This is a genomic window from uncultured Peptoniphilus sp., assembly GCF_946998875.1.
Classification (GTDB): domain Bacteria; phylum Bacillota; class Clostridia; order Tissierellales; family Peptoniphilaceae; genus Peptoniphilus_A.
In genome coordinates, this window is sequence record NZ_CAMQAY010000008.1 from 1 (window position 1) to 20,070 (window position 20,070).

The 20,070-nt window shown below is 34.7% G+C and carries 18 protein-coding genes; 6 read left to right on the forward strand and 12 right to left on the reverse strand.

All coding sequences use genetic code 11. The features are described 5' to 3' along the window. Together Q0U74_RS03930 and Q0U74_RS03935 are read right to left on the reverse strand one after the other, a co-directional pair. Positions 1–1,528: leucine-rich repeat domain-containing protein (locus tag Q0U74_RS03930; protein ID WP_297392804.1), on the reverse strand; the 1,528-nt coding region annotated here is incomplete at its 3' end. 195 nt (positions 1,529–1,723) lie between these two features. Then, a complete protein-coding gene (locus Q0U74_RS03935; RefSeq protein WP_297392805.1) occupies positions 1,724–2,506 on the reverse strand; it encodes a hypothetical protein in 783 nt (260 codons plus the stop codon). 455 nt (positions 2,507–2,961) lie between these two features. Here Q0U74_RS03935 and Q0U74_RS03940 point away from each other — a divergent pair, with 455 nt between their 5' ends. The 4 genes from Q0U74_RS03940 (at position 2,962) to Q0U74_RS03955 (ending at position 7,226) form a co-directional block, all read left to right on the forward strand. Then, the gene (locus Q0U74_RS03940; protein ID WP_297392806.1) at positions 2,962–4,458 is read left to right on the forward strand and encodes a hypothetical protein; all 1,497 of its coding nucleotides are present in this window, start codon (positions 2,962–2,964) and stop codon (positions 4,456–4,458) included. Beyond that, positions 4,455–5,744 carry a sensor histidine kinase gene (locus Q0U74_RS03945; protein WP_297392807.1) on the forward strand — a complete coding sequence of 430 codons (1,290 nt, stop codon included), beginning with the start codon at positions 4,455–4,457 and terminating at the stop codon, positions 5,742–5,744. The genes Q0U74_RS03940 and Q0U74_RS03945 overlap by 4 nt, the downstream gene beginning before the upstream one ends. Next, entirely contained in the window at positions 5,734–6,360 is a 627-nt protein-coding gene (locus Q0U74_RS03950) for a response regulator transcription factor (protein ID WP_297392808.1), read from the forward strand. Before Q0U74_RS03945 ends, Q0U74_RS03950 begins: the two co-directional genes overlap by 11 nt. A gap of 224 nt (positions 6,361–6,584) precedes the next feature. Beyond that, positions 6,585–7,226, forward strand: coding sequence for an SdpI family protein (locus Q0U74_RS03955; protein WP_297392809.1), 642 nt, complete (start codon positions 6,585–6,587; stop codon positions 7,224–7,226). A gap of 83 nt (positions 7,227–7,309) precedes the next feature. Here Q0U74_RS03955 and Q0U74_RS03960 read toward each other — a convergent pair whose 3' ends face one another. The 8 genes from Q0U74_RS03960 to Q0U74_RS03995 all read right to left on the reverse strand — a co-directional run bounded on the left by Q0U74_RS03960 (position 7,310) and on the right by Q0U74_RS03995 (position 15,505). Then, complete coding sequence (locus tag Q0U74_RS03960; protein ID WP_297392810.1) at positions 7,310–8,107, reverse strand: carbon-nitrogen hydrolase family protein; 798 nt, start codon at positions 8,105–8,107, stop codon at positions 7,310–7,312. 7 nt (positions 8,108–8,114) lie between these two features. Continuing rightward, positions 8,115–8,990: an undecaprenyl-diphosphate phosphatase gene (locus Q0U74_RS03965; RefSeq protein WP_297392811.1), complete on the reverse strand. Its 876-nt coding sequence runs from the start codon at positions 8,988–8,990 to the stop codon at positions 8,115–8,117. A gap of 89 nt (positions 8,991–9,079) precedes the next feature. Next, positions 9,080–10,441: a replicative DNA helicase gene (gene dnaB, locus Q0U74_RS03970; protein WP_297392851.1), complete on the reverse strand. Its 1,362-nt coding sequence runs from the start codon at positions 10,439–10,441 to the stop codon at positions 9,080–9,082. A gap of 5 nt (positions 10,442–10,446) precedes the next feature. Beyond that, positions 10,447–10,896, reverse strand: a complete 450-nt coding sequence (rplI, locus tag Q0U74_RS03975) for a 50S ribosomal protein L9 (RefSeq protein WP_297392812.1) — start codon at positions 10,894–10,896, stop codon at positions 10,447–10,449. A gap of 1 nt (position 10,897) precedes the next feature. Next, positions 10,898–12,895, reverse strand: coding sequence for a DHH family phosphoesterase (locus Q0U74_RS03980; protein WP_297392813.1), 1,998 nt, complete (start codon positions 12,893–12,895; stop codon positions 10,898–10,900). A gap of 11 nt (positions 12,896–12,906) precedes the next feature. Continuing rightward, entirely contained in the window at positions 12,907–13,848 is a 942-nt protein-coding gene (locus tag Q0U74_RS03985) for a DUF2232 domain-containing protein (protein ID WP_297392814.1), read from the reverse strand. 131 nt (positions 13,849–13,979) lie between these two features. Beyond that, positions 13,980–14,156: a hypothetical protein gene (locus Q0U74_RS03990; RefSeq protein ID WP_205052205.1), complete on the reverse strand. Its 177-nt coding sequence runs from the start codon at positions 14,154–14,156 to the stop codon at positions 13,980–13,982. A 161-nt stretch (positions 14,157–14,317) separates the two neighbouring features. Beyond that, positions 14,318–15,505 (reverse strand): MalY/PatB family protein, encoded by a 1,188-nt coding sequence (locus Q0U74_RS03995; RefSeq protein WP_297392815.1) that lies wholly within the window; start codon positions 15,503–15,505, stop codon positions 14,318–14,320. 196 nt (positions 15,506–15,701) lie between these two features. On the opposite strand from Q0U74_RS03995, the gene Q0U74_RS04000 reads away from it, so the two are divergent. Continuing rightward, a complete protein-coding gene (locus Q0U74_RS04000; protein ID WP_297392816.1) occupies positions 15,702–16,412 on the forward strand; it encodes a helix-turn-helix domain-containing protein in 711 nt (236 codons plus the stop codon). Positions 16,413–16,527: 115 nt separating this feature from the next. Here the strand turns inward: Q0U74_RS04000 and Q0U74_RS04005 are convergent, their stop codons facing one another. Beyond that, a complete protein-coding gene (locus Q0U74_RS04005) occupies positions 16,528–17,370 on the reverse strand; it encodes a DegV family protein (RefSeq protein ID WP_297392817.1) in 843 nt (280 codons plus the stop codon). Between the two features lie 235 nt (positions 17,371–17,605). On the opposite strand from Q0U74_RS04005, the gene Q0U74_RS04010 reads away from it, so the two are divergent. Next, positions 17,606–18,289, forward strand: coding sequence for a radical SAM protein (locus Q0U74_RS04010; protein WP_367178315.1), 684 nt, complete (start codon positions 17,606–17,608; stop codon positions 18,287–18,289). Between the two features lie 106 nt (positions 18,290–18,395). On the opposite strand, the gene Q0U74_RS04015 is transcribed toward Q0U74_RS04010, so the two are convergent. After that, entirely contained in the window at positions 18,396–19,973 is a 1,578-nt protein-coding gene (locus Q0U74_RS04015) for an AbgT family transporter (protein WP_297392820.1), read from the reverse strand. Positions 19,974–20,070: the final 97 nt, after the last annotated feature.

The following is a 20,070-nucleotide window of genomic DNA, read 5'->3' on the forward strand; positions in this document are numbered from 1 at the left end:
CATCATTTACTTTTACTTCTTCTATTTCATAACCAGTCTCTGGTGTAAATGTTAATGTTACTGTTTCATTTTTATTCTTTGTAGCATTTGTTGGTGTTACACTTCCGTTTCCACCGTCTACACTTGCTTTCAGAGTATAAGTTACTGGTGTTGGTGGTACGTTTTGAGTCCATTTTGCATATAGTGTTATGTCTGCATTTATTGTTTCTGTTGCAAAGTTAAATGGTGTTGTCAGTCCTGCGTCTTTATACCAACCGTCAAATGTGAAGCCATCTTTTGTCGGTGCTGTCGGTATTGTTGCATGTTCACCTGTTTTTATTACTTGTAATTTTACCTCAGTTCCGCCGTTTGTGTTAAATCTTACTATATATACATAATAGGTAATATTTAAAGTTACATTAAAATTTTTTGTGTAAGATCCCGCTTCGTAGTAATTATCCGTATCGTATTCATAGGTCACTGTACTTGGTTTTGTGATGTCAACTATAAAATTATAATCAGCTCCTACTATATTTGTTGCTTTATTGATGTCAAATGTGCCCGGAAAAGCTGCATAAGGTATTTTCATATCAGTTGTTCTTATGTCAACATCATACTTTTGGCCACGACCGTCTAAACCAACTGTAAAGTTAGGGTGTCCCAGGTCCAAACTTGTTAATTGATTTTCAATACAAGTAAGTTCTGAAAGTGCCTTGTTTTGACTTACATCCAGAATTGTTAATTGATTTCTCGTACAACTAAGTGTATCAAGTGCCTTGTTTTGACTTACATCCAGTTTTGTTAATTTATTTTCCGCACATCTAAGTTCTTGAAGTGCCGGGTTTTTACTTACATTCAGTTCTGTCAGTTGATTTTCTTGACACCAAAGTTCTTTAAGTGCCGTGTTTTTACTTATATCCAGTTTTGTTAGTTGGCAATTATAACACCTAAGTTCTTTAAGTGCCGTGTTTTTACTTATATCCAAGGTGCTTAGTTGGTTAAGAGAACAATAAAGTGTTTGAAGTGCCGTGTTTTTGCTTACGTCCAGTTTTGTTAATTGATTTTCATTACACTTAAGTGTTTGAAGTGACGGGTTCTTACTTACGTCCAGGTTTGTTAGTTTGTTATTATAACACCTAAGTTCTTCAAGTGCCGGGTTTTTACTTACGTCCAGACTTGTTAATTGATTTTTCGAACAACTAAGTGTTTGAAGTGCCGTGTTTTTACTTATATCCAAGTTGCTTAGTTGGTTACCATCACAATAAAGCCATTTAAGTGGTGTGAAATATTCGATTCCTTTTAAATTTGCAATGTCTTTATCTCTAACGTCTATCGATTTTTTGCGTGCAATTTCCGTATCACTTAATTTACCGTCACTATCAGTATCAAAGTTTGTACTAACATACTTCCTAAAGTTTTCATCAGGGAAGTTTGTTTCATTTATGGCAACATCCCCCGGTCCTGCCCAAACTGGGCTTACGATTAAGTTCATTATAAGCATCATAATTGCTAGTAGCATTGCGATGCGTCTTTCTCTTTTCTTTTTCATAATTCTCCTCCTTTTTTCTTGTATGGAAATAGATTTTTTGCTTTCTACCTTTATCTTATAAAATTTTTTTCTTTTGCACATCACCCGAAAGGATGATATTTTGTGAAATTTTATAATTTTTTTGTGTTTTTTTGTAATTTTTTTGATTTTTTTGTATGGTTTTAAAAATTTTTGCGTTTTTTTAAATTATTCTAGCTATTCTTCCTTTTTTCTTTTGAATAAAAAATAAACTGCTAAGACTAGTAGGGCTGCACCTACTCCTGAAATTCCTATGCCCATGGTTCTATTGCTACTTACATTGTCGACGGTGAAGTCTTGACCAGGGTGGATTCCCTTTTTTATATATGATATATCTAAATCATCATCTAGCATAAGCCAGTCGCCTTGTTGTATTCCAACTATGGTAAATTCAAGGGGACCTTTATCAGCATATACTTCGTAGGAGTACCTCTGTTTGTCTACTTGGTCCTGCCACTTCATGCCATTGTAACCTTCGATGACATCTGGAATATATTCATCCTCGCTTAGGTAAGTAGTGTCGTCGTTTTTGCTCCTTTTGATATATAATTCATAATTACCTAGGTCGTCTTCTGTGATGTCTTTCCACTTGTCAATGGTTTCTATCTCTTTAAATATGCGCGGATCGATGTTATACTCGCCGATCTTTATTGGTGCTATAAGCTTACTTGAACTAAGCTCTTTTGTATTAACGCCTTTATTATCACTCTCTATGTCTCCGCTCAAAGAGAACCAATCGTACTCGTAGTCTGTGTTTTTAATGTGACCAAAGATTTCTGCCTTTCTATATGCAGCAAAATATGGAATGGATACGTCTGTTGCCGGGTCTTTAAATGGTAGGTCTGGTTCTACTGTGCCTGCTAGGATTATAACTTTGCCTTCGTTTTCGCTTTTTATTTTCCCATCGTCTACATATGCTGCTGTGTCCAGGGTCTTTTGTATTCCTGGTTGTTCTGTCAAGATTAATATTCAAAGTCCAAGTATTAACGCACCGGCGATGATCAGTATTATTATCTTTTTCATAATTTCCCTCCTTACTCCTTTTCCTATGGAAATATTTTGCTTTATATCTTTATCTTACAAAATTATTTTCTTTTGCACATCACCCGAAAGTATGACTTTTTAAAATATTTTGAAATTTTTTCAATATATGAAATTAGTATAAATATAATCTTTTTGATATAATTAGTTTAAGAATTCTTTATTTTATTAAATTAATAGTTAGATAAAATTATTTTATTTGAAGGGAGGCTACTATGTATCGCAAAGAAATCTTAAGTTATATCGTTTCTATATTTTTGGTTTCAGCTGCATGTGTTCTACATGCTCTTGACTATTATAATTTAGTGAATTTCCCTGTGCATACCATGGTGCTTGTTCTATATACAATTGTAATTTTTATGTGGATGCATAATATGATTAATAGAGTCCTTAGACCTTCTATAGTCACAAGATTTAAACTCATCGCCATACTTCTCATCTGTTACCTTACGGTGAGAACTGTTAAGTACGAAATCTTTATGGGTAACGAAGACGCAGTAAGAATTGCAAGAAACTTCTACTTTGTCTTTCCACTTATTTTAACTCAGCTCGTGTTCCTCACTTCTCTTCACGTTGGGAAATCTGAGAGAGAAAGTATAAGCAAGTACTGGAATCTTCTTTGGATACCTACTTGTGTATCTGCGTTATTAATCTTAACCAACGACTACCACGAGCTAGTCTTCTCCGTTGACCCGAATGCTAGAGGTCTAAATCTGTACGGTCCCCTATATTATTTTATACTTATCTACATAGGTATCTTAGCTATATTAACCATCACATTTACGATGCTCTATTCAACTAAAACTAGCCATATGTCTTCAGTAAATCTGCCTATCTCCATTCTTGTAATCTGGACTATCTACACCTATCTATACATGACTGAATGGGAGCCATTCGAATTTGTTAAAATCCTCTTCAAGAGTGCAGAGTTTAATATTTTGATGGTGCTACTATTTATTGAATCTTTGGTATTTATGAGACTTCTGCCTTCCAACAGAGGCTACGAATCATTTATTGAGCTTTCTTCTCTAAATATTGGGATTGTGGATTCAAATAAAGAGATGATCTTCCGACCGAAAAAGTACAGTGATATAGATCTTGCTCTCGTTGACAAGGCGATTTTAAATCCGATTTTTATAGATGAAGACACTCTTCTTGAAAGTGCAAATATTACCGGCGGCACATCATTTTGGTTTGTAGATTTTACAGATTTCAACAATCTAAAGAGAAAACTCCTTTCCATGAGTGAAGATATGTTAAACGAAAACGAACTTCTAAAGGCGAATAATGCCTTGGAAAAAAATATGGTCAAGGTTGAAGAAGCAAGAGAAATCAGAGAGCACATTCAAATGAAGCTTAAACCTCAGTTTGATCAGCTTAAATATATCTTGATGAATCTTCCTGAAGATGAAGATCTATTTGAAGTAAAACTAAAACACGCGTGTTTTCTAGACGTGTACATCAAGAGATATTCCAACCTATTCTTGATTACGAAGAATAAAAAGATTCTAGAACTTGCAGAGCTTAGGCTTGCCTTTGGCGAATCCCTCGACTATTTGAAACTAAGCGATGTTAATACCAGTTTAGATTGGGATTTAAAGGGAAGATTCGATGCAAAGTATTGCCTCGACCTATACGAAATTTTTCAATATGCCTTGGAATTTTACATGCCTGGTATCGACATTCTCCAGGTGAGTCTGTATAGAAAGTACCGTATACCTACCCTAAGTATTAAAATTACCGGTGTAGAACCGAAATCTTTCTTAAGTAAATATGAAGACACCTATGCTAATCGCGGAATCTCCATTGATGAGGACCTAACAGAAGATGAAATCAACCTATGTATTTATCTTGGAAGGAGGCATATATGACTCTTTTAAATCTAAGTACTAATAACCTTGCCATACTATTTCTTTTTAACACCTTAGTCTTGGTCGCAAGTGTAAAGATTGTTGTCGATACAGCAAGTAGTAAGCTATACTCCAAGTATTTTGTACATAGTGTATTCATCTTTTTATTGAGTTTTTTCTCTATGCAAATTTTGGCAGAGATTGGAACAGGCAAACTCTACATTGCAAAACTTATGTTAGACCTTCCCGTTTACCTATTTATAATCTTAGATTTGTTCCTCTGCACCCTTGAAATCCTCTTTGCAATAAGTTTTATAAAGATTAAAAATAGTACCATAGGTAAGAACTCCATCAAGGAAAGTATGGACAATCTCCCTGACGGCATCTGCTTTTCAAAGCTTGACGGTACGCCCCTCTTGGTAAATAGAGTAATGCAGGACATAAGCTATGCAGTATTCGGAAAAATGCTAGTAAACGATGTGGCCTGTGTAGAAGATGTAAGAAATAATAAAATAAAAAAGGATGCTCGTATCTTGCAACAAGATCCTCTCATAGTAGAAGCACTGGGAGATATTTGGCAGATACAGATTGTCCTTCACGAAAATGTCAGGGAAACCTTGGCATATAAAATCACCCTAGAGTGGGGTCTGTACCAAAAGATTGAAGAAAAGAATAGACAGATTGAAAAGATCAACCGAAGTCTCAAAGAATATCAAAAGAACGTGGCAGAGTACACGAGACAAAAGGAAATCTTGCAGGCAAAGATCAAAATCCACGACAAGATTGGTCAGTCTCTAATCTATTTTAAAAGATACCTGGATATGGACAAAAAGACCAAGGAAGATCGGGACAAACTCATCAATTTATGGATGGAGAGTCTCGTAATACTCGATGAAAAAGATGATTTCTTAAGTGAAAAGGTAAATTCTTCGAAAAATGAAGCAATTTTTGAAAAATTGATCTCCACCGCAAAAGATATAGGAGTTGCTGTCCACTTGGACGGCGAAACTCCAAGGGACGAAGGCAATCTAAATCTCTTGGTCGATATAGTTCACGAGGCACTTAACAATGCCATTCGCCACGGTCAAGCAAAAAATATATGGATTAAGTTAGATGAAGGCGATTTAAATATCCATTGCAAGATAAGAAACGACGGCATATTATCCAAAGAACCGATAAAAGAAAAGGGCGGCCTCAAAAACATCCATCAAAGGTTAAAAAGCTTTGGTGGTAAGATGAATATAGAACTTAATCCGCAATTCACCTTGGACCTATCCTGGCCAAAAGGAGGAAACTATGACCTATAAAATAATGATAGTTGACGATCAGTTCGTCTCCAGAGAAATGTTTAAACTATACATCAGCCAATGCCCCGACTACGAAGTGGTCTACTGCGTCGATACCGCCATGTTTGCAGACACCTATGTACTAAATACTAAACTCGACCTGGTTATCATGGACATACTGATGCAGGATGGTTCCAACGGCCTCGATGCAGCGGAGAAGATAAAGAAATTAAGACCAGAACTTAAAATAATAGCCGTTACCAGCATGCCGGAAGTATCTTGGATGGATAGAGCAAAAGGAATCGGCATCGAAAGTTTCTGGTACAAAGAAGTATCTGAAAAGACAATTTTAGAAATAATCGAAAGAACATTAAATGGAGAGTCCATCTATCCAATTAAGACACCAGAAGTTAAATTGGGAATGACTAAATCCACCGACCTAACCCCGAGGGAGATCCAAGTCTTAAGACTCCTGACCACAGGAGTGGAGAACGACGAAATCGCCGACAGCTTAGGCATCTCACTTAACACAGTTAAGACCCATATCCAACATCTCTTGGACAAGACTGGATTTGCAAGTAGAACACAACTTGCAATTCAAGCACGCATCACAGGATTTGTAATAGGAGACGATTAAAATTAAACAAAATAACAAAACCCCCGGTCTAACTGGGGGATCAAGTACAAAAAGGGCTCTCACGAGCCCTATTTTTAGTAGTTCTATAATAAATAGTGTTGGTGAGGAATTATTGTGAGTCGGTAAATAATTTTTAGTGGAAAAAAATTTTATTTATTACGAATTAAACACTTCAGTATTTGAAGATTTACTTACTTGGATTGTAAAATTTAGAGGAGAAGACAATGAAAAATAAATTTAGATTTAGGAAAAACAGCATAGTTTCAATAATTGCATCGCTTGCGATTTTAATAATTTTTAATGCCCTCTTTTATAGCAAAATGCCAGCAGAGCTTCCAACTCACTGGAACTTTCAAGGTCAAGCTGATGACTACGGCTCAAAATTTCACGCCATGGTAACGATTCAAGGATTTTTAGTCCTTATGAATTTATTTCTCTGCTTTATGCTTGATAACGACCCAAAAAACGAGAGGCAAAACAATTTTTTAATGACTTTAAGCAAGATGTCCATGCCAATAATGATGATAGTAATTTATGTCATAACAATTTTAGCTGGCCTTGGAAAAGATATAAATACATCAGTTATAATTTCTATTTTAATGGGAATCCTATTTATAGCAATTGGAAATTATATGCCAAAGGTAAAGAGAAATTACACCATGGGCATAAAACTTCCTTGGACCTTAAATAGCGACGAAAACTGGAGGAGGACTCACAGATTTGGCGGTCTTTGCTTTATATTTATGGGACTATGTTTTTTTGCTACGCCCTTTGTCAAAAGCGAATTAATAATAATTATAGCTATGGCAATAGTTGTAGTCCTTCCAGCAATTTATTCCTATTACCTTTACACTAAGGGAATCTAAAAAAAGCCAGTGCGTCTTGCATTGGCTTCTTTAAATTATTTTTATCTTTAAAAATTATTTTCTATCTTAAATTTATTTTTAATCTAATATAATTTTCTATTTTTTCTTGAAACTTCTAGGGGAAGTTTTTCCCTCTCCCTCTTTACTTTTTCATCTTCCAATTTTATTACGGCGAGATTTTTTTCTTGACCTAGGTCCGCAAGGATATCGCCTCTTGGTGAGATGCACAAAGAGTGGGCGTAGGCATTTTTGGAAAGGTCCTCATCTCTTGCTATGGCAGGTGAAACTACATAACACTGAGTGTCAACTGCACGAGCCCTATTTAAGAGGTGGAAGTGAACTTCGCCAGTCTTCTTCATAAAGGTTGATGGGACAAAGATGACTTCTGCCCCAAAGTCACGAAAACTTTGGAAGAGCTCAGGAAATCTCAGGTCAAAACAAATTGCAAGACCAAAAATCCCATATTCTGTTTCAAAAACACCTAGGGACTTGCCGCCAGAAATGGTATCAGACTCCTTGTAGCCTTCAATGTCAAAGAGGTTGATCTTTGAATACCTGTAAATTTCTTTGCCATCCTTGTCAAAGACATAGGAGCGGTTGTAAATTTTTTCACCAGCCTTAATTGGTATTGAGCCGCCAATTAAGTAGACTTTATTTTCTTTTGCCACCTGGCTCATTTTTTTATAAGTTTCCCCAAAATCTTCTTCGGCAAATTTTGTGAAATAAGAATTTTGGTAGGGACAGTTCCACATTTCTGGGAGACAAATTACATGAGCGCCTTCCTTTTTTGCCCGAGACACATATTCTTCCATGGTATTTAAATTTTTTTCCTTGTCTCCACTTGCTGGCAGTTGAATTACTCCTACATTAAAATCTTTCATATAAACCTCAAATTATGTTAAAAAATCCAAGGCATAAAACTACAAGTCCAAGGACTATTCTGTAGTAGCCAAAGACAATGAAGTCGTGTTCACGAACATAGCCAAGGAATTTTTTAATTACTATTAGGGCAACAATGTAAGAAATCACGCCGCCAAGAATAATCAAAAACCACTCCTTTAAGCTAAAGGAAAAGCCAATTTTTAAAATTTTAAGGGCAGTTGCTCCAAGCATAGTTGGCACTGCAAGGTAGAAAGAAAATTTTGCAGAGCTTGTTCTTGAACAGCCAAGTAGCATGGCGCCAATAATTGTTGCAGCAGAGCGTGATGTGCCTGGAACCATGGCAAGGCATTGGAAAAAGCCAATGAAAAGTGCAGTCTTTAGTCCTATGTCATTTAAGTTTTCATACTTAAAAGTTTTGTCCCTATTATTTTTTTCCATGAAAATAATTATTACACCATAAAAAATTAGAGCTATGGCAACGGTAATTGGATTAAAGAGATGAGCGTCGATGAAGTCGTCTAGCAAAAATCCAAAAAAGGCTGCGGGAAGAAATCCCACGATTATCTTTGCAATTAGCCTCATAGTTTCAAGGTCTCTGTACTTAAATTTTTCCTTAAAAGATAAACTATCGTACTTTTCTTCGCCAATGACTGGTGCAAGTTTTCCCTTGGCAATGGGATTGATGTCGTAGAAGTATAAATAAACTACGGCAAGAATTGCGCCAAGCTGAATAATTACGCTAAAGGCATTGGAAAAGGACTTTGGCTCAAGTTTTATGAAGCTGTCTGCTATTATTAGGTGACCTGTTGATGAAACAGGCAAAAATTCTGTGAGTCCTTCAATTATTCCAAGGATCACTACTTTTATTATGTCTAAAATCATATATACCTCCAAATTTATCAAAGCTATTATAACATTTGTAGAGACAAAAATAAAAGGCTCTCGCCATAAAGACAAGAGCCTTAAAAAATTTATTCACTTCTTTGTAAATTTAAAAATTTTGTAAATTCCTTCTTAAACATTAATTCAACTGTTCCCGTAGGACCATTTCTGTGCTTGGCAATAATTACTTCACCAATGTTTGGCTTTTCTGATTCTTCCTTGGTGTAATATTCATCTCTGTATAAAAACATTACTATGTCGGCATCTTGTTCTATGGCACCAGACTCACGAAGGTCAGAGAGGATTGGTTTGTGGTCAGTTCTTAGTTCTGGGGCACGAGAAAGTTGTGATAGGGCAATAACTGGCACTTCAAGTTCCTTTGCAATTGCCTTTAAATTTCTTGAAATGGCAGAAATTTCTTGTTGCCTTGACTCAACTCGGGAGTTCATCTGCATAAGTTGTAAGTAGTCTATTACAATTAAGTCAAGTCCCTTTTCCACCTTCATCCTTCTGCACTTGGCCTTTAGTTCAAGGGGCGATATGCCGGCAGTGTCGTCAATTTCAATTTTTAAATTGGAGACAATGGGCATGGTGTTAATAATTTTTGTCCACTCTTCCTCATTTAAGTTGCCGGAAATAACTTTTTGCAAATCCACATGGGCATTTGATGAAATAATTCTTTGGAAAAGCTGGTTCTTGCTCATTTCAAGGGAGAAGACTGCCACTGATGCGCCCCCTCTTAGGGCTGCGTTAGTGGCAATATTTACCATAAGAGCAGTTTTACCCATGGAAGGTCTTGCTGCAAGTAAAATTAAGTCAGACTTCTGAAGCCCTGAAATTTTTCTGTCAAGATCTACAAAGCCAGTTGTAAGACCAGTTAAGGCATTTGGATTTTGCGCCTTCTTTTCCAAGTCAGAGAAGGATTCAAGGGCAATATTTTTTATATTTACAAGTCCATTTTTTGTTGAGTCCTGAGTAATGTCAAATACAGACTTTTCTGCAAGCTCGATTATAAGTTCTGCCTTTGCATCTGATGAATAGGCAGCGGAAATAATTTTGTCAGAGGCATTTATTAATTCTCTTAAGATTCCCTTTTCCTTAATAATTTTGCAGTAAGACCTAATATTTGACACAGCAGTTACATTAGAAGACAAATCGGCAAGATAAGTTATGCCGCCAACTTCTTCTAGGGAGTCAGTTTTTTTCAGTTCCTCAGCAATGGTTATTACATCTGCAGGTTCATTTCTGTTGTAAATATTTAAAATTGCATCGTATATTTTTCTGTGAGCATCTTGATAAAAGTCCTCTGTCTTTAAAATTTCAATAGAGGAGGTTATAGCTTCCTTGGATAGCATCATAGAGCCCAGGGCAGATTCTTCAGCCTCTAAGCTGTGAGGAGGCATTTTTATATTTTCAACAGAATTTAAATCTAATTGGTCCTTAACATCCATATCAATCAAGATTCCGGTCTAACATTTACCTTTAAAGTTGCAGTAACATCTGGATATAATTTTATGTCGATGTTTTTCATGCCAGCTTCTTTAATATTTTCAGCTAAGTCAATTTTTTTCTTGTCAACTTCAATTTTGTATTCGCTCATTAAATTTTTAGCAATGTCTTGTGAAGTTATTGCGCCAAAAAGTCTTCCGCCTTCGCCAGCCTTTGCCTTAATAGTTAAAGTTACTTCTTCAATTTTTTTCTTAACTTCATTGGCCTTGGCGCGGTTTTCCTTTTCTAACTTTTCTTCTTCAATTTTATTTTTCTTCCAAGTTTCCATATTTTCAGGAGTAGCTTCAATGGCAACTCCCCTTGGGATTAAAAAGTTACGAGCGTAGCCAGTCTTTGCGTTAACTATGCTTCCCTTAGCTCCTAAGTTTTTGTCGTCCTTTAATAAAATTACTTTCATGTTATTCCTCGCTTTTATTTTCTTCTAAATATTCATCTATAGCTTCTATTAAAATCTTTTCAGCTTCATCTAAATCATCAGTGTCAACTTGAGCTCCAGCCATATTTAAGTGACCGCCGCCGCCAATTTTTTCAAGTATAAGTTGAACTGATACAACTTCTCCACGAGACCTGCCAGAGATGTGAGTTTTGCCATCGTTAATTGTTAAAACAAAGGATGCGTCAATGCCGTTTATATCAAGTAGGGCATCGGCAGCTTGTGCAGCCACAAGGACGGAATTTTTTGCCGCCTTTTCAAATCTGGAAACAGCAATATTATCGTGGATAATTTTTGTGTTGTGAATTACATCTGCCCTATAAAGCATAGTGTCAAAGTCGTCTTGGAAAAGTGCCTTTACCTTTAACATATTTGCCCCAGCCCTCTTTAAAACTGAAGCAGCTTCAAAGGTTCTCACTCCAGTTTGGAAGGAGAAATTTTTTGTGTCTACAACTATTCCACTCATGAGAGCATCAGCTTCAAAGTGAGTTAAATTTAAGTCATCAGACATATAAGTTAGCATTTCAGTTATAAGCTCGCAAGTGGAAGAAGCATAGGGTTCCAAATATGTTAAAACTGGATTTTCAACAAATTCCTTGCCCCTTCTGTGGTGGTCGATTACAACTATTTGACCAGTTTCCTTTAAAAGGTCAGGATACTCTGTAAAGGATGGCTTGTGATTGTCCACTAAAATTATTAGAGAAGAATGCTTTATAGTATTCATGGCAGTATCTCTAGAAATCACCTTTTCATAAATTTCCGGCTCTTCTTCCTTCATCCTGTCAATTAAATTGTCAATAGAAGGATTGGACTTTTCAAGAACTATAAAGCCCTCCTTATTCCTATTTAAGGTTGCACGAAGACAACCTATGGCAGCACCAATGGCATCCATGTCTGGATTTTGGTGGCCCATAATATAGACATTTTCAGATCTGTCAATTAATTGTTTTAAGGCTTCACCTATAACTCTTGCCTTAACCTTATTTCTCTTTTCAACAGCCTTTGACTTGCCACCAAAAAAGGCATAGTTGTCGTCAACCTTTACAACGGCTTGGTCACCACCACGACCTAGTGCCAAATCAAGTGATGAGTCAGCTTCAAGGTAGGCATCTTTAAAATTAAGTCCAAAGGAAGAAACTCCAATAGATAAGGTTATTGGAATGGAGTTTCCCTTGTTTAAATCTCTAAGGTCATCTAAGATATCAAATCTCTTGTCCTTTAAAATAGTTAGAGACTTATAAGTCATTACAACAAGGTACAAATCTTCGTCCATTTTTCTAACTAGGGCGTCGTACTCTTCAAAGTACTGAGAAATAGTTGAGTCAATCTCTGCAATGAGTAGGGGTCTGATTTCTGATGGGGCAGAACTTACAGCCTCAGAGAAATTGTCCACTTCAATCTTTGCAATAATTGGATACTCAGAGGTGTACTTGTCCTTTAAATTTTTGTAGGCAGTGTTGTCTACAAAGTAAAGGAGCACAGACTTGCCTTCCTTATTTTCAGACTTATTTTCCACAACATTTGTGTAGACACTAAAGGATCTCTTGTTGATCTCAATAGGAAGAGTGCTTTCGCCACTTCTACTTATGACATTTGACATGTCAATGTCTTTAACTAAATTTTCAAGGTCTCTATCTAGCACGCTCTTTTCCTTAAATAAATTTATGAAGGGAGTGTTGTACCAGAGGATTTTTGCCTTTTCGTCAGTAACTACAAGGGGAAAGGGCATATCAAAAATAGCTTCCTTAGTTAAAGAGTCGAATTTTTCATTTAAATTTTCAATGTGTTTAATTGTCTCTTCATTCTTATTTTTGATTTCGGAATAGCTTATATAAAAAATATATGCCAAAGCCAAAATTGAAACAAGACCAAGAATTGGCTTTAGTATTATTAAAATAATAACAACAGCAATACCAAAAATAAGATAGGGGAGAAAATCACTAATTTTATAATTATCTTTCATAATATTCCCACTTAATTAATTTTTCTAAAGTTAACAATTTGGTCAAGGGCGCCAAGTATCATAACAAAAATTTGTAGGGTCGAGATAGCTAGGCAAAGACCAATTAATAGATATTGTAAAAAACTCTTAAAGCCAAACCTGGTCATAAAAAATTTAAGAACGCTTATACCTGCTGCAAAGAGCATGAAAAAAACTAAATTCATTAAATTAATCATAAAAATCTCACCGCTGGGACCAAAATAATCGCCAGTCAAAGAAAAAATTGCAAGAGTAGCAATGGATAACATAATAACTTCTCTTGGGAATTTTAAAAATTCAAGAGAAGAAGGTTGCATAATAAACTTTCCCTTTGAAAGGAGACTTCTTCCAGCTGTAGTGTAAGTTACATAGGAAGTAACTACAGAAATAATGATTAAAACAGAGGGAAGAATTTGTAAAGATCTCTTGTAATAAATTTCTGCACTTGCAGCAAAATTTGATAAATCGCCTTGTGATAGCCCAGCTTCCTTGGCAATATTTGTATAAAAGCCTGTAATGGAATTAATAGTTTCCCTTGAATTTAGCACTTCACTATTTATGCCAAAGGCAAAAAATAAAACCATTATAGATGTAAAAAATATAAGAGATGTTGCCATAATTGTGGCAGCAACACTTTTATTTGTTGTAATCATATAGTGAAAAATTAAGATGAAGGGTCCAAAAATTGTAAAAATTATTATTGCCTCCATGGGTCCTAAGATAGCACCGATTAGGAGGACAACTGCAATTAAAGTCGCCATCACTTTTATAATTCCTTCTTTTACAGATTCAACTACATACATAGAAGGAAATAAAATATAAAGAAAGGGAAAAATCATTCCAATCATGGAAATAAATATAGACCTAGTAAAAAGTCTGAAGAGTCCCTTAAAATCAGTTTCTTTTTCCAATAAATCAACTCCTGTCTTCTTCATTTTACCACAGATTTATAATTTGATAAAGAAATCTAAATTTAGGCAAAAATTAGAAAAATTAAAAATAAAGTTGGCGATAAAGTCTTGGCAAATTTTATAAAAAAAGCCAGGGTCATCCCTAGCTTTAAAAATTAGTAAATAATTAAGTTGTCGCCATCCTTATACATAAAGAAGCTGTCGTAAATTCCATCGGGGCTATTCTCTAAGTCCAGTAAAAAGTCCTCTATATTTTCCATGACTTCATCAGTAATTTCCAAATCCTCGTAGCGAAAAGTAATGCCCGATAGGATAATTTTCTTTTCCTCCATAATTTCCTTCCTTTCTCAAAAAATAATTATAAAAACTACTCTTAATAAATAACTTAAAAAAGAAAAAAATTATATAGAAAAAAGTTCCCCTAAAGGAACTTTAAAATTAAATAAATATTATTTTGCTGAAGAAATATTTTATAAATGGGAGATTTAATTTTTTATAAGGCTTGTAACTCCTTTATTGCTTGGACTATTTTATTCAAACCTTCTTCTAGAACCTCTCTTTGACAGGCAATGCTAAGTCTAAAATAACCATTGCCTGGTTCACCAAAGACAATGCCATCTTCAATTAACAAGTCGTATTTTGTAATTAAAAGGTCCATAAGGTCTTTGTGATTTACATAAGCACCAAAATTTATCCAAGCTAAGAAAGTTCCCTCAGGTTTTTTGTATTTTGTTTTAGGAAGTTTTTCTTCTAAGAACTTAACAATAAAATCAAAATTATCCTCAACATATTCCATTACTTCATCAACCCAATAAGCACAGTGGGAGTAGGCTGTCTCACACAAAACCATGTCAAGGGGTGGAGCAAATCTAATGAAGTGCTTTCCATAAGTTTCTTTGTTCCACTTATCTTTTAAATTCTTGTGGTCAATAATAATTTGAGCTATGGGAAGCCCACCAACATTAAAAGTTTTACTTGGAGCTACAGCGGCAGCAATCTTTTTATAAGCACCGAGACTCATAAGGGGATAATGCCTTACATTTTTTCTTGTTAAATCACAGTGAATTTCATCAGAGAAAATAGTTAAATCATATTTTTTGCAAATCTCAATAATTTTTAAAAGTTCTTCTTTTTTCCAGACACGGCCAACTGGATTATGAGGAGAGCAAAGGAGAAGCATAGTGTTATTTGGATCCTTAGCTTTATTTTCAAGATCATCAAAGTCAATATAGTAGTAACCGTCCTCGTTGATTAAATTATTATTAACAACCTTTCTGCCGTTTTCTTCAATTAATTGTGCAAAGGGATAGAATACTGGAGGTTGAATTATAATTCCCTCTCCTTCTTTGGTAAAAGAATTTATGGCAAAACCAATGGCTGGGAGGACACCAGGAGAATAAAATATTGAATCCACTTCTATTTTCCAAGAAAATCTTTCATAGTACCAGCTTTGAATAGATGAAAAATATTTTTGACCAGGCATTGACTGACCAAAAAAACCATGGTCAACTCTTTTTGACAGGGCCTCTATAATTTCATCGGCTACTCTAAACTCCATATCAGACAACCAAAGAGGAAGAGCCTCATCACTTGCTCTTGGATCAATAAAATCTTTGTGGTCCCATTTTACGCTGTTACTTCCACGTCTATCATACTTAATTTCTAAATTTAACTTATTCATTTTTCACCTCATAAAACAAGTATAGCAAGTAAGAAAAATTATTTTTTTGACTTAAATCTACTATAAGGAAACTTTTTCACAAGAAGTTTCTCTCAAGTGGAAAAATTAGCCTTAATATGATAAAATTATAAATAAGTAAATTATTTAAGTAAAAAAACCATTAAAAGAATATTTATAGGAAATTTGGTGAATTTTTATGGATGAATATTTAATAGAGGTTGGTAAAAAAATAAAGAAAATTAGAAAGGTAAAAAAGATGACCATAGATGACTTGGCAAAGAAGATAAATAAAAGCAAGTCAGCAGTATCAAAATATGAAAATGGAGAAATTAATATTGACCTGATTACCTTAAAGGAGATTAGTGATGTCTTTGAAATAGAAATAACTAATCTAATACCCCAAAATATTATTAAAGCTAAGGAAAAATCTATGGACTTGGATAAGGTACCTAAATTTTTTAAATACGATTCAAAAATATATTCTTATTATTACGATGGGAGGAATTCAAAAATTGTTAAGTCCCTCATTGAGATAAGAAGAGAAGAGGATGAAGAGCACAGCGTCTGTATGTATATGAATATTTCAGATTATGAATTTCCCTATATATGTGAAAACACCTATTCTGGCAACATTGAGCATTTTGACAGTATAACTAGAATAAATCTGATCAACAAATACACAGATCTTGAAAAGCCCATTATATCTATATTATCACCCTTTGTTGATTCAGAAATAAGGTGGGGACTTTGGAGTGGCATTTCAATTAGGCCAATAATGCCAGCTGCTATAAAGATGCTTTTTTCAACAAAAATTTTAGATGAAAATAAAGAATTGCAGAAGAAACTTCTTTTAAACCGCGAAGATATGACCTACATAAAGAAATTTAATATGTTTTCTGTTTTTTAATTAGGTATAATTTTATTTAAAATCATGAAACAAACTAAAATATAAGCTTCCTTTAACTACAAAACTCTAAAGTTTTTATTAGACAAAAAAAGTTCCCCCTAAAGGAACTTTAAAATTAATTGCTAAAGTATGCAAGGAAGAGAGCACCTGGACCTGTGTGAGTGCCAACTACACTTCCTATTTGTATAAACTCTGGAGAAGAAATTTTATCTTCCCATAGATTTTTTGTCTCTCTCAAATATTTTTCAATCTTTTCTCTGTCTCTACCTGTGTAGCCAAGTTTAAGGGGCATGGAAAAATCAATAGAGCCATGCTTTTCAATTTCACTAATAAATAAATTGTTGGCATTTTTTACGCCCTTTGCCTTGCCAATACTTGCAATTGCTCCATCTTCCATGGAAAGAAGAACCTTTACAGAAAAAAGTCCACCTATAAGGGCAGATGTCTTTGAAATTCTTCCACCTCTTTCAAGGTATTCCAAGGTGTCAACTAAAACTACAAGTCGAAGTCTTTTCTTTGCTTCCTCCAAAAGTTCGGCGATTTCTCTTGCAGACTTTCCTTCTCTTACAAGCCTCATGGCATAATCAACGAGAGCTCCCTCTGCATTTGAAACATTTAAGCTATCTACAATAAAAATTTTATCCTCAAGACCTTGGCTAGCTATCTTTGCACTTTGATAAGTTCCAGATAATTTTGATGACAAGACAATTACCACAGCCTCGTCGCCCTTATCAATAACTTTTTTGTAGGCATCCATAAAAGCCACAGGTGTTGGTTGACTTGTCTTTGGAAATTCTTCCTTCCTTTCAAGCCTTTCATAAAATTCATCCTTTGTAATATCAACTGAATCTAAAAAGTCTTCTTCGCCAAAAGTTACGTGAAGGGGCACAACAATTAAGTCCTTCTTAATATTTTCTTCTATGTCACAAGTTGATCCTACAATTATTTTTACTGCCATATATTTCCTCACAATTATTTATATTTTATCTATTTTTACTATTATACATTAAAAATATTAAAACTTATTTTATAAATTATTAACATTTCATTAAACTTTTCACATATTTACTATATTGTGCAAGCTTTAGTATAAAGAAAATAAGGGAAAGTGTCAACATTTACACCAAGCCAAGTGTAAAGTTTTTGTGGTAAAATATTTAGAGAAGATTGATTTTATTTGGGGAGATGATTTTATCAATAGATATTCAAAAATTACAAATAAGACAAAAAGAGAAATTGTCCTTCTTAAGGCAAGACCCTGCAAGTGGGGCAAGTGTACTTTTTGTGATTATATAGAAGACAACGAAGTGGACAATAAAAAAATTGACGAGATAAATTTTGAAGTTTTAAAAAATGTCACTGGAGAATTTGGAGTCCTAGAAGTCATTGACTCAGCCTCAGTTTTTGATTTGACAGAAGCGACTCTTAGAGAAATAAAGAGAATTGTTGAGGAAAAAAATATAAAGCGCTTATTTTTTGAAGCTCATTGGATTTATAGGAATAGATTAGATGAGATAAGAGATTTTTTTAAAGTTCCCATAACTTTTAAAACAGGAATAGAAACTTTTGACAATGACTTTAGGGAAAACATCTTAAAAAAGGGAGCCGACTTTAAAGACTATAGGGAAGTTAAAAAATATTTTGACTCTCCCTGTGTCATGGTGGGCATAAAGGGTCAGACAAGAGAAATGATTGATAAAGACATGGAAATTATAAAAAACTTTTCTCATGCGACAGTAAATATTTTTATGAACAACTCCACAGATATAAAAAGAGACGATGAACTCGTTAAGTGGTTTGTAGAAAAATATAGGTACCTTGAAGATGATCCTCGTGTCGATATTTTATTTGAAATAACAGACTTTGGTGTGGGCTAACAATCTTTAAGAAAAAATAAATAGAAATCTTTAGAATTTGTTTTTAAGATTAAAAAATTCCCGATGGAAAATTTCCACCGGGATTATTTTTTGAGAATATTTTATTTTAGATAAATAACATTGTTATCATGTCTTGGACATGAAGTGGTGCTTCTGGTCCAACAGGAAGTCCCACTAGATACCATACTATCATTAAAGCTGTCCAACATAATAAGAAGAACATTGAATATGGAAGCATCATTGAAGTAAGAGTTCCAAGTCCAGATTCTTCGTCATACTTTTGCATGAATACAACGATCATTGCGAAGTAAGACATAAGTGGTGTGATGATGTTTGTTGAAGAGTCACCAATTCTATAAGCGACTTGTGTAAGTGCAGGTGAAAGTCCAAGATTATACATCATTGGCACAAAGATTGGAGCCATGATTGCCCATTTTGCTGAAGCCGAACCCATAAATAGGTTTAAGAAAGCTGAAAGCAAGATGAACATAAGTAATAGCGGAAGTCCCTTTAACTTAATTGACTCTAAGAAGTCTGCTCCGTTTTTTGCAAGAATTAGTCCCAAGTTTGTTTGGTTGAAATATTTTACGAACTGTGCTGCAAAGAAAGCAAGAACAAGGTATCCGCCCATGCCCTTCATTGCCTTTGTCATTGCTTCAACAAGGTCGTGGGAATTTTTTATTGTTCCAACGGTTTTACCATAAGCTAGACCAGGAATCATGAAAAGTAGTAGCATAGCTGGTATAAGTCCGTGACCCAAGAAGTACTTAAGAGTTTTCATGTCTTTTCCTTCCTCTATTGCTCTAAAAGGAGCATTAGCTGGGAACATCAAAAATGCCATTATTGCTACAAAGACTATGAAAGCTATAAGAGCATTTCTAAGTCCCTTTCTTTCCACATCTGTAAGAGGTGTAGAACTAGCCTTATAGGAGCCATGATATTCTCCCAAGTTCTTTTCTACAATTCTATTAGTTACAAAGGTACCAATAATTGTGATTAAGAAAGTTGATACAAATAGGAAGTACCAGTTACAAGTAGCGGCAAGAGTCATGTCTATACCACCAGCTTTTAAGGCTTCATTTGTAATATTTGTAAGTAGGGGGTCAGTTGTACCAAGTAATAAGTTGGCAGAGAAACCACCACTTACGCCTGCAAAGGCTGCGGCAATACCAGCAAGGGGATGACGACCTGCATTTGCAAAGATTAGAGCTCCTAGTGGAACTACTACTAAGTATCCAGCATCAGATGCAATATTTGACATAACGCCAGCAAATACAACTGTGGCTGATAAAAGTGTTGGGTTTACATTTGATAGTAGTCTTTTTAAGGTAGCATCAAAAAGTCCACTGTTTTCAGCAACACCAACCCCAAGCATTGCTACAAGAACTGTTCCTAGTGGAGCAAAGCCTGTAAAGTTTTCTGTTGCAGAGTTAAAGATATAAGCTAGTCCTTCCCAATTTAATAGAGATACAGCTTCTTTAGTAACTTTTTCTCCAGCTTTTGCATCGAAATATGTAACACTTAAGCCTGATTTTGCTGCAAAATATGATACTATGATTACGATTACACTCAGTATTGCAAAAATCATGGCAGGATGTGGTAATTTATTACCAATTCTTTCTACGCCTTTCAGAAAGCCGCCAACATCGTTCTGGTTTTTAACCTGTTTTTTGTTTTCTTTCATTTAATTCCTCCTTATTAATGAAAATAATATCCTCAAATTTAATATTATAGTAAATCTGTTATACTTTCAACAATTATTTGACAATATTACTATTTTT

Excerpts from the sequence above, each read along its gene's own strand:
- Q0U74_RS03940 (WP_297392806.1), top strand. The coding sequence starts at position 2,962 with ATGATTAATAGAGTCCTTAGACCTTCTATAGTCACAAGATTTAAACTC.
- Q0U74_RS03945 (WP_297392807.1), top strand. The coding sequence starts at position 4,455 with ATGACTCTTTTAAATCTAAGTACTAATAACCTTGCCATACTATTTCTT.
- Q0U74_RS03950 (WP_297392808.1), top strand. The coding sequence starts at position 5,734 with ATGACCTATAAAATAATGATAGTTGACGATCAGTTCGTCTCCAGAGAA.
- Q0U74_RS03955 (WP_297392809.1), top strand. The coding sequence starts at position 6,585 with ATGAAAAATAAATTTAGATTTAGGAAAAACAGCATAGTTTCAATAATT.
- Q0U74_RS03960 (WP_297392810.1), bottom strand. The coding sequence starts at position 8,107 with ATGAAAGATTTTAATGTAGGAGTAATTCAACTGCCAGCAAGTGGAGAC.
- Q0U74_RS03965 (WP_297392811.1), bottom strand. The coding sequence starts at position 8,990 with ATGATTTTAGACATAATAAAAGTAGTGATCCTTGGAATAATTGAAGGA.
- dnaB (WP_297392851.1), bottom strand. The coding sequence starts at position 10,441 with ATGGATGTTAAGGACCAATTAGATTTAAATTCTGTTGAAAATATAAAA.
- rplI (WP_297392812.1), bottom strand. The coding sequence starts at position 10,896 with ATGAAAGTAATTTTATTAAAGGACGACAAAAACTTAGGAGCTAAGGGA.
- Q0U74_RS03980 (WP_297392813.1), bottom strand. The coding sequence starts at position 12,895 with ATGAAAGATAATTATAAAATTAGTGATTTTCTCCCCTATCTTATTTTT.
- Q0U74_RS03985 (WP_297392814.1), bottom strand. The coding sequence starts at position 13,848 with ATGAAGAAGACAGGAGTTGATTTATTGGAAAAAGAAACTGATTTTAAG.
- Q0U74_RS03990 (WP_205052205.1), bottom strand. The coding sequence starts at position 14,156 with ATGGAGGAAAAGAAAATTATCCTATCGGGCATTACTTTTCGCTACGAG.
- Q0U74_RS03995 (WP_297392815.1), bottom strand. The coding sequence starts at position 15,505 with ATGAATAAGTTAAATTTAGAAATTAAGTATGATAGACGTGGAAGTAAC.
- Q0U74_RS04000 (WP_297392816.1), top strand. The coding sequence starts at position 15,702 with ATGGATGAATATTTAATAGAGGTTGGTAAAAAAATAAAGAAAATTAGA.
- Q0U74_RS04005 (WP_297392817.1), bottom strand. The coding sequence starts at position 17,370 with ATGGCAGTAAAAATAATTGTAGGATCAACTTGTGACATAGAAGAAAAT.
- Q0U74_RS04015 (WP_297392820.1), bottom strand. The coding sequence starts at position 19,973 with ATGAAAGAAAACAAAAAACAGGTTAAAAACCAGAACGATGTTGGCGGC.